Raw genomic sequence first — 16334 nt, 5'->3', positions numbered from 1 at the left:
TTGCTCGCGTCCACTGTGTCAGTTCTGAAGTAACGAACTGTCGAGTCCCCCCTGGCCGGGGGATTCCGGTGTCGGATATCTTCATAGTGTTTCGGTGGTCATTGCGTTAGGGAAACGCCCGGTTACATTCCGAACCCGGAAGCTAAGCCTTTCAGCGCCGATGGTACTGCAGGGGGGACCCTGTGGGAGAGTAGGACGCCGCCGAACAATCATTGTGGGAAAGCCCCGCACCTCCTGGTGCGGGGCTTTCCTGCTTTCACGGCCCGATGCCTCCAGACTCGTTCAGAGTCGGCCGGCAGCTTTCAGCGCGAGGTAGGCATCTGCAAGAGCTGGTGCAAGGTTGTCGGGAGTCGCGTCGACGACAGTGACGCCATGCCGTTGGAGCTGTTCTGCCGTACGGCGGCGCTGGGCCTGAGTCTGGGTGGCTGCCGCGGCGTCGTACACCGCCTCGATGGTGCCCCGGGAGGTGGACATCTGCTGGATATGAGGGTCAGCGACCGAGGCAACGAGCACCGTGTGCCGTTGTGTGAGCTGAGGGAGAACTGGGAGCAGTCCTTCTTCGATGGGCGCGGCGTCGAGGCTCGTGAGCAGCACGATCAAGGAGCGGCGCGGGGCGCAGCTCAGGGCGGTGGCGCTGAGAGCACGGGCGTCGGTCTCGACGAGTTCCGGCTCCAGGGGAGCGAGTGCGCTGACCAGGGCGGGCAGGAGATCACCGGCCGAACGTCCCTGGACCTGGGCCCGGATACGTCGGTCGTATGCCAGGAGGTCCACCCGGTCGCCGGCGCGTGAGGCCAGCGCGGTGAGCAGCAGTGCCGCGTCCATGGCCGCGTCGAGGCGCGGGACATCTCCGACCCGACCGGCAGATGTGCGGCCGGTGTCGAGGACGACGAGGATGTGGCGGTCGCGTTCGGGGCGCCAGGTGCGCACTGCGACGGTGGTCTGACGGGCGGTTGCTCGCCAGTCGATGGAACGGGTGTCGTCGCCTGGCACGTAGTCGCGAAGGCTGTCGAACTCCGTGCCCTGGCCGCGGATGAGGACACTCGTGCGGCCGTCCAGCTCGCGCAGCCTGGCCAGTCTGGAGGGCAGGTGCTTGCGGCTGGTGAAGGGCGGCAGGACGCGAACGGTCCAGGGGACCTTGTGATTGCCCTGGCGGGCGGCCAGGCCCAGCGGTCCGTAGGAGCGGATGGTGACGCGCTCCGCCTGGCGGTCCCCACGGCGGGTGGGGCGAAGGAGCGTGGTGACCCGGCGGCGTTCGCCGGCGGGCACGGTCAGCTTGTGGCGCGACGCGGCCTGTTCGGTGCCGGTGATCCAGCTGCTGGGGGGCCAGGCGTCGCGGAAGTGGGCCCGCAGAGGGCGGCCGGACGGGTTGGTGACCGTGAGGTGGACCTCGGCGCCGTCACCCAATCGAACTGACGTGTCGCCGCTTCGGGTGAATCGGAGCGTTCGCACTGGCGCGGCAAGGGCGTAGTCGCACAAGATTGCCAGGGAAAGAGGCGCGTTCACAGCAAGCATCCCGGTCCAGCTCGGGGCCAGGATGCCCACGGGGAGAGAGCCGAGAGCGGCGAGGAGTGCGGTTCGTCCGGTGAGGGCCATGGGGCAGCTCCTCAGCGGGGGACGGGGACATGGCTGAGGATCGCGGTGATGACGGAGTCGGCGGTGACTCCTTCCATCTCCGCTTCGGGCCGCAGCTGGATCCGGTGGCGCAAGGTGGGCAGGGCCAGGGCCTTCACATCGTCGGGGATGACATAGTCGCGGCCTGTAAGCCATGCCCATGCCCGGGCGGTGGAGAGCAGCGCTGTGGCGCCTCGGGGGGACACACCGAGAGTGAGTGAGGGGGATTCACGGGTGGCGCGGCAGATATCGACGACATAGCCGGCGATCTCGGAGGAGACCGAGGTCTTGGCGACGGCTGCCCTGGCGGCTTCCAGGTCAGCCGGGCCGGCGACGGGGCGTACGCCTGCCGCTTCCAGGTCGCGGGGGTTGAAGCCTTCGGCGTGACGGGTCAGGACGTTGATCTCGTCCTCGCGGCTGGGAAGCGGGACCGTGAGCTTGAGGAGGAAGCGGTCCAGTTGGGCTTCGGGCAGCGGGTAAGTGCCCTCGTACTCAACGGGATTCTGGGTCGCGGCGACGAGGAAGGGGTCGGGCAAAGGGCGAGGTGCGCCGTCGACGGTCACCTGGCGTTCCTCCATCGCCTCCAGGAGAGAGGACTGCGTCTTGGGCGGCGTGCGGTTGATCTCGTCCGCGAGAAGAAGGTTGGTGAAAACAGGGCCGGGCTGGAATGAGAACTCGGCGGTGCGTGCGTCGTAGACGAGGGAGCCGGTCACGTCGCTGGGCATCAGATCGGGAGTGAACTGGACACGCTTGGTGTCGAGTTCGAGGGATGCGGCGAGGGTGCGGACCAGAAGTGTCTTGGCGACGCCCGGTACTCCTTCGAGGAGGACATGGCCGCGGCAGAGCAGAGCCACGACGAGTCCGGTGACAGCCGGATCCTGGCCGACAACGGCCTTGGCGATCTCGGTGCGCAGGGCCTCCAGGGAGGCGCGGGCGCGATCCGAGTTCTCAGCTGTCTCGGTGGTCGGGGCGCTCATGAAGTGCGTACCTCTCTTTCGAGGGCGTCGAGTTGGTCAGCGAGGTAAATGAGGTCGGTGTCGTCGGCCGGGGCCGGGCCGAAGAGCAGGCCGTTGAGGTCTCGTTCGCCGGTCGGGAGATGGGCCGAGACAGCCGGGAGCAGGGCATCGGGGGAGTGGGCGTCCGCAGGGGGGACGCCGAGTGTCGGCGCGATGCGAGTACGGGTGGCCGAACGCAGGGCTGCGGCCGCGCGGTCACGGGCGTTCACCTTGCGGTAGAGGCGGGCGCGGCCCTCGGTGGACTCGGAGGCGCGGATGGCGAGAGGAAGCCGTTCGGTGATCAGCGGGCCGAGACTACGGGCGCGCCAGATCACGGCCAGGCCTGCGGCGACGGCGAGCTGGAGTGTCCCCCAGAGCCAGCCGGAGGGGATGAGGTCGAAGAACGTGCTGTCGGTGTCGCCGTCAGCGCCGTCTTGTGCGGCGGAGGTGTCGCCGAGCGAAGGGAGGTACCAGACCAGATGGCTGCGGGAGCCCAGGAGTTGCAGGGCGAGGGAAGCGTTGCCGTGCTTGTCCAGGCGGTGGTTGTAGAGGATGTCGGGAGAGCCGAGCAGGACGGTGTCGCCGTCGCCCCGTTCGTCGATCCGGAGAAGAGTGGGCAGGCCGTCGCTCGGGTAACAGCGGTCGGCGCCGGGCGTCTCGGTGGAGTAACGCGCACCGCCGAGGTCGGCGTTGCCCGCGCTGCGGGCAGCGGGGAGGGAGCACTGGGGGGTGCGTGCCGAGACGGGAGCCGGGGCTTCGCTGTGGACACCGGAGGCCAGGGTGCCGAGCGACGCGGGTCCGGCGGCGAGGAGAACCGTGCGCGCGCCGGAGCCGGTCATCGCGTTCCGAAGCGTGCGTTGCTGAGATTCCGTCAGCAGGTCGGGGACGGTGACGAGCAGCGTGGTGTCGGGTCCGGCTGCCGTGACCGCCTCGTCGAGGGTCGTGACCACGCGGGTGGAGACACCGCGGTCCTTGAGGAGTTCGGCTACGGCGCGGCTGCCGTAGCGGTCGGCGGAGCGAGGGTCGAGGCGGCCGTGCTGGTCCCCGGAACGCAGGGCGGCCATGGCGATCCCGGCTGCGACAAGGATGACAAGGGCGAGGAGCAGGCCGCGAGTCCGGGTCCACATCTGACGCTTCGTCGGGGCCATGGAGGTGGGGCTGACGGAAGTCGCCGTCATTCGGCTGCTCCCTGGGCCGCGCTGCTCAGTTGGGGCTTTGTGCGTTCCAACTCGAGGTCGAGGTCACGCAGACGCAGATATGCCTGCCGGTCGGCGGTCCGGCCGCCGTATGTGACGTCGTCGAACTCCCGGGCGGCGGAACGGAGTCCGTCGGACTGGGCGGGGAGGGAACGCCCGGCCTCGGCGGCTGCCTCGTCCGCGGTGCGGCCGGGGCGCGGGTCGAGGAGGGTCCGTTCCTCCAGGGAGCGGACCATGGCCCGCATGCGTTCCTGGACGGCCTGGTTCCAGCGTCCGGCGGCGGCGTGGGCCTCGGCAGCCGTGCGGTGTTCGGATGCGCTGCGTGGGCTGCTGTCGAAGAGGGAGTCTGCGGAGCCGGGGGTGCGCCGGGGCGTGCCGAGGCGCCACCAGAGGGCAGTGACCAGGCCGATCACGAGCAGGATGACCACGAGGAGTCCGAGCGGGCCGCCGGGGGTGGCGCCGGACGCGGAGTCGAATATGCCGCCGACCCAGTCCCAGAAGCGGTCGAGGGCGCGCTGGAGCAGGCTCGGGTCGTTCTCGTGGTACATCGGCTTGGACAGTTCCCGCTCCGCCGCCTCCCGTGCGGGGATGCGGGGAGTGTCCACCGGTACGTCGTCGCTTGCGCGGATCAGTTGCCGCGCCGTCATCACGCCCCCCGTGGTGGACACCGCATCAGCTCCTGGAGGTGTGGTGGCCCGGGGGCGCGGAGCCGTAGCCGGGGACGCCCGCGGCCCGTGCGAGTTCCAGGTCGAGAGCTTCGCGGCGGATGCGCTGGTCGATGTAGAGGAGGACCGCCACGCCGGCAGAGATCGGGTAGGTGATGGAGGAGGCGATCACCGAGCCGATGCCGGTGATGATCAGGAACGGCCATCCGAAGTCGGGGCCGTTTCCGGCGAAGAGTTCGCTGAAGCCGCTGCCGTCCACCGCGAACGCGATCACCGTGAACGGCACGGCGATGATCATCGAGACCAGCAGTGTCAGCAGCAGGGTGAGCACGACGATGCCGAAGGTCCGCCACCAGGCGCCCTGGACCAGTTTGGCCGAGCGGCGCAGCGACGCGACGACACCCTGGCGCTCCAGCATCAGCGCGGGAGAGGCGAGGGCGAACCGGATCATCAGCCAGAGGACAACCCCGCAGGCGGCGAAGCCCCCGAGCATGGCAAGCGCGACTCCCCCTCCGCCCCCGAGCAGCACACCGGGAAGAATCGCCACGGTCATGATGGCAGCGCTGATCAGGGGCAACAGCAGGGTCAGGCCCAGCAGTTGGGGAAGCCGGGGCCGTGCCTCCTGCCAGGCTTCGGAGAGCGTCACCGGGCGGCCGAGCACGGAGCGGCTGATCACTATGGTGAGGAGTGCCGTGGTGAACAGAGTGGCGATCAAAGTGATGACCAGCGCCGGGGCCATGGCGAGCAGACTGGCTTGGAGCGAGTCCACGGACTGCCTCAGGGCCTCCGAGGGCGTTGCGTCCGGGTTGACCTCGGGCGGCTCGGGGAGCAGGTAGCGCTCGACGAGGATGTTGCAGATCTGGGAGACCACCGAGACGGTGATCGTGATGCCCAGCACCGTTCGCCAGTGGGCGCGCAGGGTGGAAACAGCGCCGTCGAGGATCTCGCCGACGCCCAGGGGGCGCAGAGGGATGACGCCGGGCTTGGCGGCGGTCGGTGGCGTGCCCCAGCTGCCGCGTGGCTGTCCGCCCCAGCCGGGGGCAGGCGGCGGTGCGGGGATCCGGTCGGCACCCTGGACGGTCGGCGCGGACCACCGGCCCGGCGGCGGCTGCTCGGCGGACCACTTCGAGGCGGGGCCGCTCTCGCCGTCAGGCGCGGCAGGCCGGGGAACGTCGGCGTCCTGCCCGTCGGAGGGAGCAGATCCGGGCGAGGCCCAGCCCGGAGTGTCGTTCACGGTCGTCCACCTCATGGATTGGTCGCGGGACCGGCTCGCCGAGCCGGCACGTTCGAGGTGCCTGTCCCTTGGATGAGACGGCAGGTTGGTGGCCATCGTGCCACGCGTCGGCCGCGGGTGGGCGGGGGCATGTATCTCCCTCGCACCTTCAATGTCGGTGGCTCACCGGGCAGACTGGGCGGATGGCTGATCAGTACGTACAAAACCCGGCTGGTACCGAGTCGCCCCCGCTTCCGGTGCTGCGCTGGGACGAGCCGCCGGAAGGGCCGGTACTGGTACTGCTCGACCAGACCCGGCTGCCCGCCGACGAGATCGAGCTGGTCTGCACCGATGTGCCCGCACTGGTGCGGGCGATCCAGACACTCGCCGTGCGCGGGGCGCCGCTGCTGGGTATCGCGGGGGCCTACGGGGTGGCCCTCGCGGCCGTGCGGGGCTACGACGTGGAAGAGGCGGCCGAGCTGCTGGAACGGGCGAGGCCCACCGCGGTGAATCTGGGGTACGGCGTGCGGCGTGCGGTGGCCGCATACCGTGCGGCGGTCGACAAGAAGGCGGATGCCGAGCAGGCGGCACATGCGGTGCTGGCCACGGCCAAGGCGCTCCATCAGGAGGATGCCGCGGCCAGTGGCCGGATGGCTGAGCACGGTCTGGTGCTGCTCGACGAACTGCTGCCGGGCGGCGGTCACCGGATCCTGACCCACTGCAACACCGGGGCGCTGGTCTCGGGCGGAGAGGGCACCGCGTTCGCCGTGGCGCTCAGGGCGCACCGCGCGGGCAGGCTGCGGAGGCTGTGGGTGGACGAGACACGGCCGCTGCTGCAGGGCGCCCGGCTGACCGCCTATGAGGCGGCGCGGAACGGAATGGCGTACACATTGCTCACGGACAATGCCGCAGGCTCGCTGTTCGCGGCGGGAGAGGTCGATGCGGTATTGGTCGGGGCCGACAGGATCGCCGCCGACGGATCGGTGGCGAACAAGGTGGGGAGCTATCCGCTGGCGGTGCTTGCGAAGTACCACCATGTGCCGTTCATCGTGGTCGCGCCGACGACGACGATCGATCGGAGTACGTCGGACGGGGCCTCGATAGAGGTGGAGCAGCGACCTGGGCAGGAAGTGACGGAGGTCACAGCGCCGCAGATCGCGGTGGCTGGGGGAGCGGGTGGCGGGCTGTCCGTCGCCCCGCTGGGAACCCAGGCGTACAACCCGGCGTTTGATGTCACACCGCCGGATTTGGTGACGGCGATCGTCACCGAGCAGGGTGCGTTGTCCCCGGTCACCGGGGGTGGAATAGCGGAGCTGTGGGCCAGGTCACGCCAGGTAACGATTAGCTAATGGGATGATGTCGATTATGAAGGGACGAGTCCTTGTCGTCGACGACGACACCGCACTGGCCGAGATGCTCGGCATTGTGCTGCGTGGTGAAGGTTTCGAGCCGTCGTTCGTGGCGGACGGTGACAAGGCGCTTGCCGCTTTCCGTGAGGCCAAACCCGATCTTGTACTGCTGGATCTCATGCTTCCCGGACGGGACGGCATCGAGGTGTGCAGGCTGATCAGGGCGGAGTCCGGCGTGCCGATTGTGATGCTCACGGCCAAGAGCGACACCGTGGATGTGGTGGTGGGCCTGGAATCCGGGGCCGATGACTACATCGTCAAACCGTTCAAGCCGAAGGAGCTGGTCGCCCGGATCCGGGCGCGGCTGCGGAGGTCGGAGGAACCTGCGCCGGAGCAGCTGACGATCGGGGATCTGGTCATCGATGTGGCCGGACACTCCGTGAAGCGGGACGGGCAGTCGATCGCCCTGACTCCGCTCGAGTTCGATCTGCTGGTGGCACTCGCACGCAAGCCGTGGCAGGTGTTCACCCGCGAGGTGCTGCTGGAGCAGGTGTGGGGTTATCGCCACGCCGCCGACACCAGGCTGGTCAATGTGCACGTACAGCGGTTGCGTTCCAAGGTCGAGAAGGACCCTGAGCGTCCGGAGATCGTCGTGACCGTCCGTGGTGTCGGCTACAAGGCCGGGCCGAGCTGACATGTCCCAAGGCAGCGTTGCTCCGAAGCCCGGCGAGCCGGGAGTCCGTACGGGGCGGGCTGCCGGACCGGGGAATGAGCCCTCGCGATTCGGCCGTCTGTTCCAGGGGGGACGGCTGTCCGCCGGCAGTGCGCCGGGGGGCCCGGTTCTTCGGCTCCTGATGCGCTGGGTGCGCCGTCCGCTGCTGCCCGCTGTGCGGCTGTGGCGGCGGAACATCCAGCTCAGGGTGGTTGCGAGCACGCTGCTGATGTCGCTCGGCGTGGTGGTGCTGCTGGGCTTCGTCGTGATCGGACAGGTGCGCAACGGTCTGCTCGACGCCAAGGACAAGGCTGCCCAGAGCCAGGCGGCCGGCGGCTTCGCCGTGGCGCGCGAGAAGGCGAACCTTCTCAACGGTCCGGGAAGCGGGCGCAACGGCGCCGTCGCGGACGGCAGGACCGCGGGCAGTTCCTGGCGGTCAGATCTGGTGCAGCAGCTCTCCAGCGGCGGGCAGGGCGCGTTCCACGTGGTGGCGCTCAGTGCCGACTCCGAGGATGCGGGCCGCGGGCCTCGGACCTCGGGGAGCGTGGCCTTCGAGAGCATTCCCGAGGGCCTGAGGAACGCGGTCGACCAGGGGACCGGCACGTACGAGACGTACATGCAGATCAAGTACAACAACGAGCACGAGCCAGAGCCCGGACTGGTCGTCGGTACGCGACTGAACGACATCGAGGGCAATCCGTACGAGCTGTACTACCTCTTCCCGCTGGCGCAGGAGGAGCAGTCGCTCAACCTGGTCAGAGGAACCCTCGCCACGGCCGGGCTGTTCGTCGTCGTCCTGCTGGGAGCGATCGCCTGGCTTGTGGTGCGGCAGATCGTGACACCTGTGCGGATGGCTGCGGGAATCGCCGAGCGGCTTTCCGCAGGCCGTCTCCAGGAGCGGATGAAGGTCACCGGCGAGGACGACATCGCCCGTCTCGGCGAGGCCTTCAACAAGATGGCGCAGAACCTCCAGCTCAAGATCCAGCAGCTGGAGGAGCTCTCCCGGATGCAGCGGCGCTTCGTCTCGGATGTGTCGCACGAGCTGCGTACGCCACTGACGACCGTGCGGATGGCAGCCGATGTCATTCACGAGGCGCGGGCGGACTTCGATCCGGTGACGGCGCGCTCGGCGGAGCTTCTCGGGGACCAGCTCGACCGTTTCGAGTCGCTGCTCTCCGATCTGCTGGAGATCAGCCGCTTCGACGCGGGCGCGGCGGCGCTGGAGGCCGAGCCGATAGATCTGCGCGAGGTGGTGCGGCGGGTGATCGGCGGCGCCGAGCCGCTGGCCGAGCGCAAGGGCACCCGGATACGCGTGATCGGCGACGAGCAGCCGGTGGTGGCCGAGGCCGATGCCAGGCGTGTGGAGCGTGTGCTGCGGAACCTGGTCGTCAACGCCGTGGAGCACGGTGAGGGCAGGGACGTGGTGGTGCGGATGGCGGTCGCAGGAGGGGCCGTTGCTGTCGCGGTGCGTGACTACGGAGTGGGGCTGAAGCCGGGGGAGGCGACCCGGGTCTTCAGCCGCTTCTGGCGGGCCGATCCGGCGCGGGCCCGTACGACTGGCGGCACCGGTCTCGGTCTGTCCATCGCGGTCGAGGACGCCCGGCTGCACGGCGGCTGGCTGCAGGCGTGGGGCGAGCCCGGTGGGGGCTCGCAGTTCCGGCTGACCCTGCCGCGTACGGCGGACGAGCCGCTGCGCGGTTCGCCGATACCCCTCGAGCCGGAGGATTCGCGGCAGAACCGCGAGCGCGCCGACTCCGCCGTCCCGGAGATGAACGGACACCGGCTGGCGGCCGTACCCACGCAGCCGGCGACCGACCGCTCGGTCCTGCCCGTGCCGCCGCGTGCTCCGGTGCCGCCCCCCACGAGCCCGGCGGGTGTGGACCCGGCGGCTCTGCCGGGCAACGGCGCCCGCGTGGTGGCACGACCGCTGGGGGAGCGGCGTGGCGACTCGGCAGCACAGGTTTCTTCGGACCGGGAGGACACGACTCGTGGGCGCTGACCCCCGACGCGACAGCCGCCGAGGCGCGCTCAAGGTTTCCGCCCTGCTGGGCTGCAGCGGTGTGCTCCTGGCGGGGTGCGCCTCGATGCCCGACAGCGGCGACATCCACGCGGTGAAGGCGTCCCAGCGTGCGGATTCGCAGGTGCGCGTGTACGCGGTGCCGCCGCGCAAGGGCGCCAGTCCGATCGAGATCGTCACTGGCTTCCTGGAGGCGATGACCAGCGACGATACGGACTTCGCCATCGCCCGGACGTATCTGATGCCGGAGACCTCCAAGAAGTGGCGGCCGGACGCGGGCACCACGGTGCTGTCGGCCGCGCCCGGCTCTGGGCAGGCGATAACCGGCGGCCGGGAGAATCCGGGAGTCGATTATCCGCTCCTGGGCACGCAGATCGCCACGGTGGACCCGGAGCATGCCTACCAGGCCGTCACGCCCAGCCCGTACAGCGAGACGATTCACCTGACCCAGCAGAGCGGTCCGGACGGCAAGGAGTGGCGGATCGACAAGCTGCCGCCGGGGCTGGTGCTCGGCGCGTCCGACTTCCGGCGCAACTACATCTCGGTGAACAAGTACTACTTCGCCTCGGGCCAGGCCTCCACGATGGTGGCCGACCCGGTCTACATCCGTCAGCGGCTCGACCCCGTGACCCGGATGGATCCGGTCACGCAGTCGGTCAAGGCGCTGCTCGACGGTCCGACGAACTGGCTGAAGCCTGTGGTCGAGTCGCCCTTCCCGACCGGCACGACGCTGAAGAAGGGCACCAAGTCGCTGGCGTTCGACGACCGGAACGCGCTGAAGGTGCCACTCAACGAGAAGGCGTCCAATGTGGGCCGCTTGCAGTGTTCGAGGATGGCGGCGCAGATTCTGTTCACGCTGAAGGATCTGACGTCCACCAGGGTCGAGCAGGTGGAGCTGCAGCGTGCGGACGGCTCGCAGCTGTGCGTGGTCAACAGCAGCCAGGCCGAGGGGTACGCAGGGGGCCACGTCTCGGGCCAGTCGATGAACCAGTACTTCGTCGACAGCAAGAACCAACTGGCGCTGCTGTCGGGCGCCGCCAAGGACGCAACCGAGCCGGAGAATGTGCTCGGTCCGTTCGGCAATGGCCGCCTGCAGATGAGCATGGTCGGGGTGGCTCGCGACGAGCGCACCGCGGCGGCCGTCGCGAAGGACTACAGCAGCCTGTACGTGTCGTCCCTCATGGCGGACAGCGAGCTCGGCCAGCCGCTGGTCCGCAGCCACGGCGACAGCCCCGCGAACCGGCTTTCGGCGCCCAGCTGGGACGGCCGGAACGATCTGTGGGTCGCCGATCGTGATCCTCGTCATCCGGCGCTGCTGCGCCTGGCGCAGGGCGCGGGTGCACCGCAGACCGTCAAGATCATCCCCGGGCTCGACGGCGCACGGATCGAGGCGGTCAGGGTCTCGGCCGACGGTGTGCGCGTCGCGCTGCTGCTGACCAAGGACGACAAGACGACGCTGAAGATCGGACGTGTCGAGCGCCAGGGCCCGAAAGCCAACCCCGTGGTGTCCGTCGCGGAACTGCGGCCCGCGGCGCCGCAGATGGAGACGGTGACGGCTGTTTCCTGGGCGGGACCCAGCAGGCTCGTGGTGGTCGGCAAGGAGTCCGGCGGAGTGCAGCAGGTGCGGTACATGCAGACGGACGGCTCGAGTTCGGACACGAGCGTCCTGCCGGGTCTGAACCGGGTCAAGGCTGTCGCCGCCTCCGACGACGAGAGCAGCCCGCTGGTGGCGTACTCGGAGGATGACGGCATCGTGAAGCTGCCGCCCGGCGCGAACTGGCAGACGCTCGTCAAGAAGGGCTCGTCGCCGGTCTACCCGGGGTAACAGGTTGCCGGAAACAGGGGCCCTGCGACGCCTCACAGGGCCCGTGGAGGCCCGCCGGAGCTGTCCCGAGTGGAGGTTATCCACAGGGGTGGAACGGCGCTCCAGTCATCGGCACAGTGGTTGTCATGCGGGGATGGTGGCGGGAAATCTCCGGTCTGGTGCTGCCGGTCGCCTGCGGCGGCTGCGGCACTCCTCGTACGCCGTTGTGCGAGGAGTGCGCGTGGGCGCTGTACGGCAGCCTGGCGCGCAGGGCGAGGCCGGTGCCCGAGCCCCCGGGCCTGCCGGTGGTGCACGCCGCCGCTCCGTATGCCGATGCCGTGCGTGCCCTGCTGCTGGCGCACAAGGAGCGGGGAATGCTGGGGCTGGCCCGGCCGCTGGGTGTCGCGCTCGCCGGGGCGGTGCGGGGCTCGGCGTCGTCAACCGGCCGGGGGACTGGCCCGCTGCTCCTCGTACCGGTGCCGTCGGCGCGGCGTGCGGTGCGGGCGCGGGGGCACGATGCCGTGCGGCGTATGGCGCTGGCCGCCGCGGGCGAGCTGCGGCGGACGGGGACGGAGGCCAGGGTGCTCCCGGTGCTGCGCCAGCGGCGGGACGTGGCCGACCAAGCGGGTCTCACGGCCCGTATGCGGGTGGAAAATCTGGCGGCGGCCCTGGATGTCGCCGCCGCGGGGGGACGGCTTCTGGCAGACGGCAGGGTGGTCCTGGTGGACGACCTCATGACCACCGGGGCGTCGCTGGCCGAGGCGGCGCGGGCGCTCCGTGCGGCCTCCGCGCTGCGATTTCCCGGACCGCTGTGGCTTGGCGCCGCGGTGGTCGCCGTCCCGCCGCTGTCTTTCGAAATGCGTCGGAACTGACCGAGAACTTGCATCGTTGCAGGTAGTGAGAGCCGAATAAGGCCCGAATGGAGGTACGCGCTGGTAGCGGGTGCCGACACAGGTCCGGGCGAGATATGTTCGGTTGTGAGGAATGGCGATTGCCGTACCGCACCGAAAGCAGGGCCGGTTGCGGCCAGGGATTCGAGGGACACAAAACCTCGAAAGTGGTGGGTGGGGATCTTGTCGACTGGGGAGGAGGAGGTGAAAGTCGCCAAGTCCGAGACTCCGGTGATCACCGGAGTCTGGTGCAAGAGGGAGACGCTCCGCAGCCTGCGAGCGGACGGAGCTATCCGGGAACGGAGTTCTGCGTGGACATCGTCGTCAAGGGCCGCAAGACCGAGGTGCCCGAGCGGTTCCGCAAGCACGTGGCCGAGAAGCTGAAGCTGGAGAAGATCCAGAAGCTCGACGGCAAGGTGATCAGCCTGGACGTCGAGGTGTCCAAGGAGCACAACCCGCGGCAGGCCGACCGTTCCGACCGTGTGGAGATCACGCTCCATTCCCGAGGCCCGGTGATCCGGGCGGAGGCCGCAGCCGCCGACCCGTACGCAGCGCTCGACCTCGCCACCGGCAAGCTTGAGGCCCGGCTGCGCAAGCAGCACGAGAAGCGCTACAACCGCCGTGGAAGTGGCCGGATTTCGGCCTCCGAGGTAGCCGATGTCGTCCCCGGCGTCGCCCAATTGAACGCCAACGGCCGGCCCCTCGTCGAAGAGGCGCCCCCATCCATTCCCACCACCAGGATCGGCTCGCTCGAAATCCAGGGCGAGGGACCGCTGGTGGTCCGCGAGAAGGTCCACACCGCAGCACCGATGACGCTCGACCAGGCCCTCTACGAGATGGAACTGGTCGGGCACGACTTCTACCTCTTTGTCGACTCCGAGACGAAGCAGCCCAGTGTCGTCTACCGACGGCACGCCTACGACTATGGCGTCATCCACCTGGAGACCGACCCGCTGGCCGGATCCGAGGCGGGCGGGGCCGGAGGTGCGCTCGGCGGATAGCGGCCGCCAGGCTGGTAGATGGTGCCCCTGGAGTGCAACGTGCGCCCCCAGGGGCACCACCGTGCGACCACAAGGAGCACCGCTCTGCCGCCCGGGCATGAAAGCATGGCGTCCCAGGCCAACCGATGCACTCTGTAATGTCGTTGGCGGACGAGACATGATCTTCAGGCCGCGGCCTTCAGGGGGAGGAACGATGGCGGACAGCTTCGGGCCGGTTCATAGCGACACGGGCGACGCCGGCTCCACAGTCGCCGAAGGCGGCGCGGGACACGGTGACTCCCGCAAGGAGCCCATCAGGGTTCTTGTGGTCGACGATCACGCCCTGTTCCGGCGGGGACTGGAGATCGTCCTCGCGCAGGAGGAGGACATCCAGGTCGTGGGCGAGGCGGGCGACGGCGCCGAAGCGGTCGACAAGGCCGCCGATCTTCTTCCCGACATCGTGCTGATGGATGTGCGGATGCCCAAGCGCGGCGGCATCGAAGCGTGTACGTCCATCAAGGAGGTGGCTCCCAGTGCGAAGATCATCATGCTGACGATCAGCGACGAGGAGGCCGACCTCTACGACGCGATCAAGGCGGGCGCAACCGGCTATCTGCTCAAGGAAATCTCCACCGACGAGGTGGCCACGGCGATCCGCGCGGTGGCCGACGGGCAGTCGCAGATCAGCCCGTCCATGGCTTCCAAGCTGCTGACCGAGTTCAAGTCGATGATCCAGCGCACCGACGAGCGCAGGCTCGTGCCCGCGCCCCGGCTGACCGACCGGGAGCTGGAAGTGCTCAAGCTGGTCGCCACGGGGATGAACAACCGGGACATCGCCAAGGAGTTGTTCATCTCCGAGAACACGGTGAAGAACCACGTTCGCAACATCCTGGAGAAGCTGCAGCTGCACTCCAGGATGGAGGCCGTGGTCTACGCGATGCGGGAGAAGATCCTCGAGATTCGGTAGTGCTCACCGGTACTGACTACCGGCACTGATCACCGGTGGCGCTCAGGAGACTGCCTTGACCAGGTCGGCGGTCAGCTCGGCGCGGTCTACCCGTTCGATGCGTACCGCATGGCAGCCGACCCACTGAGCGGCCTCGCGCAGCGCCTGGGCCATGGGTGCCACCGCCTTCGCGCTGCCCAGCGACACCTGGCGCGCCACCAGCGTCGTGCCCTCGCGGGCCGGGTCGACACGGCCCAGCAGCTTCCCGCCGGACAGCAGCGGCATCGCGAAGTAGCCGTACACCCGTTTCGGCTTGGGGACATACGCCTCAAGGCGGTGCGTGAAGCCGAAGATCCGCTCGGTGCGTGCCCGTTCCCAGACGAGCGAGTCGAACGGTGAGAGCAGGGTCGTACGATGCCGGCCGCGCGGCTCGGAGGCGAGCGCCTGCGGATCCGCCCAGGCGGACTTGGGCCAGCCCTCGACCGTGACCGGGACCAGCCCCGAGTCCGCCACCACGGCGTCGAACTGCTCGCCCTTGAGGCGGTGGTAGTCCGCGATGTCCGCGCGGGTGCCGACACCGAGCGACTCACCCGCGAGGCGGACGAGCCGGCGCAGGCATTCCGGGTCGTCCAGCTCGTCGTGCAGAAGATCATCGGGGATGGCCCGCTCGGCGAGGTCGTACACCCGCTTCCAGCCGCGCCGCTCGGTGCACACCACCTCGCCGTACATCAGCGCGCGCTCGACGGCGACTTTCGAGGCCGACCAGTCCCACCACTCGCCGCCGTTCTTCGCGCCGCCCAACTCCGTCGCGGTGAGCGGGCCTTCGGCGAGCAGCTGCTTGATCACCGCGTCGTAGGCGCCCTCGGGGAGGTCGTGGTTCCAGTGCGGGCGGGCGCGGTAGGCGCGGCGGCGGAAGGCGAAGTGGGGCCACTCCTCGACGGGCAGAATGCAGGCGGCGTGCGACCAGTACTCGAAGCTGTGGCCCTCGGTCCAGTACGCATCCTCGACCGTCCTGCGGCCCACAGCCCCGAGGCGCGCGTACGGAATCAGCTCGTGCGAGCGCGCCAGCACCGAGATCGTGTCCAGCTGGACGGCGCCGAGATGACGCAGCACGCCCCGCACCCCGCCGCGCCGGTCGGGCGCGCCGAGAAACCCCTGGGCGCGCAGGGCTATGCGGCGTGCTTCGTCGGCGGACAGTTCGGCGGCGGGCGGCGGCACAGGGGTCATGGTCCGCACCCTAGACGGCGGCACTGACAATCGGTCCTGGCCTCAGGCCCGCCCGCCGTCCCGCAGCCCGTCCCCCACACGGCCACCGCGCCTCGCCGCCTGCCCCACCCACAGGCGTCAGCCCCTGGGCGGCAGATAGGGACGGGTGCTCGACAGCCCCAGATCAGAGGGGAGCAGCGCCCCCACCCAGACATCCCTGAGCGTGTCCTTGTTCAGAAGGGCGGCCCGCAGCGACCCCTCGATCACGAAGCCGGCCTTCTCGGCGACGGCCCGCGAGCCCTCGTTGCCGACCTCCGCCCGCCACTCCAGACGTGTGGCCCCCAGCGTGGTGAAGGCCCAGTGCGCCACGGCACCCACGGTCTCCGCCATGACGCCGCGCCCCCGGTGCTCCTTGTCCGTCCAGAAGCCGATCTCCCAGGTGCCCGAGAAAGTCCGCAGGCTGACCGCGACCGATGCCATCAGCGCACCGCCCGCGCGCGGCAGCACCGCGAAGGTGCACATCGTGCCCGAGCGCCAGCCCTCCGGGACCGTCTGTCCGGTGAATTCGCTCGCGTGCCGGCGCTCGTAGGGCGAGGGGACGGTCGTCCATCGCTGGATGTCGGGATCCTGGCACGCCTGGTAGACCGCCTCCGTGTCGTCGCTCGTGAAGGACCGCAGCAGCAGGCGTTCGGTGGTGAGGGTGATGGGCTCCATGACCGGATTCTGGTCATGTCCGCGCAGGGATGCGAG

General features: G+C 69.4%; 14 protein-coding genes and 1 rRNA gene. 8 read left to right on the top strand and 7 right to left on the bottom strand.

Going from position 1 to position 16334, the window contains the following annotated elements:
- Positions 1-90 precede the first annotated feature (90 nt).
- Positions 91-207 (top strand): 5S ribosomal RNA (gene rrf, locus FBY35_RS32255).
- 75 nt (positions 208-282) lie between these two features.
- On the opposite strand, the gene FBY35_RS32250 is transcribed toward rrf, so the two are convergent.
- From FBY35_RS32250 to FBY35_RS32230, 5 genes are read right to left on the bottom strand one after another with little or no spacing between them, the layout of a single operon-like run.
- Positions 283-1593, bottom strand: coding sequence for a DUF58 domain-containing protein (locus tag FBY35_RS32250; protein ID WP_142217459.1), 1311 nt, complete (start codon positions 1591-1593; stop codon positions 283-285).
- Positions 1594-1604: 11 nt separating this feature from the next.
- Positions 1605-2588 (bottom strand): MoxR family ATPase, encoded by a 984-nt coding sequence (locus FBY35_RS32245; RefSeq protein ID WP_142217458.1) that lies wholly within the window; start codon positions 2586-2588, stop codon positions 1605-1607.
- Complete coding sequence (locus FBY35_RS32240; RefSeq protein WP_142217457.1) at positions 2585-3784, bottom strand: DUF4350 domain-containing protein; 1200 nt, start codon at positions 3782-3784, stop codon at positions 2585-2587. The genes FBY35_RS32245 and FBY35_RS32240 overlap by 4 nt, the downstream gene beginning before the upstream one ends.
- Entirely contained in the window at positions 3781-4470 is a 690-nt protein-coding gene (locus FBY35_RS32235) for a DUF4129 domain-containing protein (protein WP_186357116.1), read from the bottom strand. The genes FBY35_RS32240 and FBY35_RS32235 overlap by 4 nt, the downstream gene beginning before the upstream one ends.
- A 4-nt stretch (positions 4471-4474) precedes the next feature.
- Positions 4475-5701: a hypothetical protein gene (locus tag FBY35_RS32230; RefSeq protein WP_142217456.1), complete on the bottom strand. Its 1227-nt coding sequence runs from the start codon at positions 5699-5701 to the stop codon at positions 4475-4477.
- 182 nt (positions 5702-5883) lie between these two features.
- On the opposite strand from FBY35_RS32230, the gene mtnA reads away from it, so the two are divergent.
- The 7 genes from mtnA (at position 5884) to FBY35_RS32190 (ending at position 14399) form a co-directional block, all read left to right on the top strand.
- The gene (gene mtnA, locus FBY35_RS32225) at positions 5884-7029 is read left to right on the top strand and encodes an S-methyl-5-thioribose-1-phosphate isomerase (RefSeq protein WP_142217455.1); all 1146 of its coding nucleotides are present in this window, start codon (positions 5884-5886) and stop codon (positions 7027-7029) included.
- 4 nt (positions 7030-7033) lie between these two features.
- Positions 7034-7723, top strand: a complete 690-nt coding sequence (gene mtrA / locus FBY35_RS32220) for a two-component system response regulator MtrA (protein WP_187740742.1) — start codon at positions 7034-7036, stop codon at positions 7721-7723.
- A gap of 1 nt (position 7724) precedes the next feature.
- Positions 7725-9740 carry an MtrAB system histidine kinase MtrB gene (gene mtrB, locus FBY35_RS32215; protein ID WP_142217454.1) on the top strand — a complete coding sequence of 672 codons (2016 nt, stop codon included), beginning with the start codon at positions 7725-7727 and terminating at the stop codon, positions 9738-9740.
- On the top strand, positions 9730-11583 hold the full coding sequence (locus FBY35_RS32210; protein ID WP_142217453.1) for an LpqB family beta-propeller domain-containing protein: 1854 nt from the start codon (positions 9730-9732) through the stop codon (positions 11581-11583). The genes mtrB and FBY35_RS32210 overlap by 11 nt, the downstream gene beginning before the upstream one ends.
- Before the next feature lie 125 nt (positions 11584-11708).
- Complete coding sequence (locus tag FBY35_RS32205) at positions 11709-12434, top strand: ComF family protein (RefSeq protein ID WP_142217451.1); 726 nt, start codon at positions 11709-11711, stop codon at positions 12432-12434.
- Between the two features lie 329 nt (positions 12435-12763).
- Positions 12764-13453, top strand: a complete 690-nt coding sequence (gene hpf / locus FBY35_RS32195) for a ribosome hibernation-promoting factor, HPF/YfiA family (protein ID WP_142217449.1) — start codon at positions 12764-12766, stop codon at positions 13451-13453.
- Positions 13454-13646: 193 nt separating this feature from the next.
- Complete coding sequence (locus FBY35_RS32190) at positions 13647-14399, top strand: response regulator transcription factor (RefSeq protein ID WP_142217448.1); 753 nt, start codon at positions 13647-13649, stop codon at positions 14397-14399.
- Positions 14400-14441: 42 nt separating this feature from the next.
- Here FBY35_RS32190 and FBY35_RS32185 read toward each other — a convergent pair whose 3' ends face one another.
- The gene (locus FBY35_RS32185) at positions 14442-15605 is read right to left on the bottom strand and encodes a winged helix-turn-helix domain-containing protein (protein ID WP_142217447.1); all 1164 of its coding nucleotides are present in this window, start codon (positions 15603-15605) and stop codon (positions 14442-14444) included.
- Between the two features lie 117 nt (positions 15606-15722).
- Positions 15723-16298 carry a GNAT family N-acetyltransferase gene (locus FBY35_RS32180; protein WP_142217446.1) on the bottom strand — a complete coding sequence of 192 codons (576 nt, stop codon included), beginning with the start codon at positions 16296-16298 and terminating at the stop codon, positions 15723-15725.
- Positions 16299-16334 lie beyond the last annotated feature (36 nt).

It is taken from the genome of Streptomyces sp. SLBN-118, assembly GCF_006715635.1.
In the GTDB taxonomy this organism is placed as follows: domain Bacteria; phylum Actinomycetota; class Actinomycetes; order Streptomycetales; family Streptomycetaceae; genus Streptomyces.
This window is presented reverse-complemented; position numbering and strand designations above follow the sequence as displayed.

Excerpts from the sequence above, each read along its gene's own strand:
- FBY35_RS32185 (WP_142217447.1), bottom strand. The coding sequence starts at position 15,605 with ATGACCCCTGTGCCGCCGCCCGCCGCCGAACTGTCCGCCGACGAAGCA.
- FBY35_RS32190 (WP_142217448.1), top strand. The coding sequence starts at position 13,647 with ATGGCGGACAGCTTCGGGCCGGTTCATAGCGACACGGGCGACGCCGGC.
- mtrB (WP_142217454.1), top strand. The coding sequence starts at position 7,725 with ATGTCCCAAGGCAGCGTTGCTCCGAAGCCCGGCGAGCCGGGAGTCCGT.
- FBY35_RS32205 (WP_142217451.1), top strand. The coding sequence starts at position 11,709 with ATGCGGGGATGGTGGCGGGAAATCTCCGGTCTGGTGCTGCCGGTCGCC.
- FBY35_RS32250 (WP_142217459.1), bottom strand. The coding sequence starts at position 1,593 with ATGGCCCTCACCGGACGAACCGCACTCCTCGCCGCTCTCGGCTCTCTC.
- FBY35_RS32240 (WP_142217457.1), bottom strand. The coding sequence starts at position 3,784 with ATGACGGCGACTTCCGTCAGCCCCACCTCCATGGCCCCGACGAAGCGT.
- mtrA (WP_187740742.1), top strand. The coding sequence starts at position 7,034 with ATGATGTCGATTATGAAGGGACGAGTCCTTGTCGTCGACGACGACACC.
- FBY35_RS32245 (WP_142217458.1), bottom strand. The coding sequence starts at position 2,588 with ATGAGCGCCCCGACCACCGAGACAGCTGAGAACTCGGATCGCGCCCGC.
- FBY35_RS32180 (WP_142217446.1), bottom strand. The coding sequence starts at position 16,298 with ATGGAGCCCATCACCCTCACCACCGAACGCCTGCTGCTGCGGTCCTTC.
- mtnA (WP_142217455.1), top strand. The coding sequence starts at position 5,884 with ATGGCTGATCAGTACGTACAAAACCCGGCTGGTACCGAGTCGCCCCCG.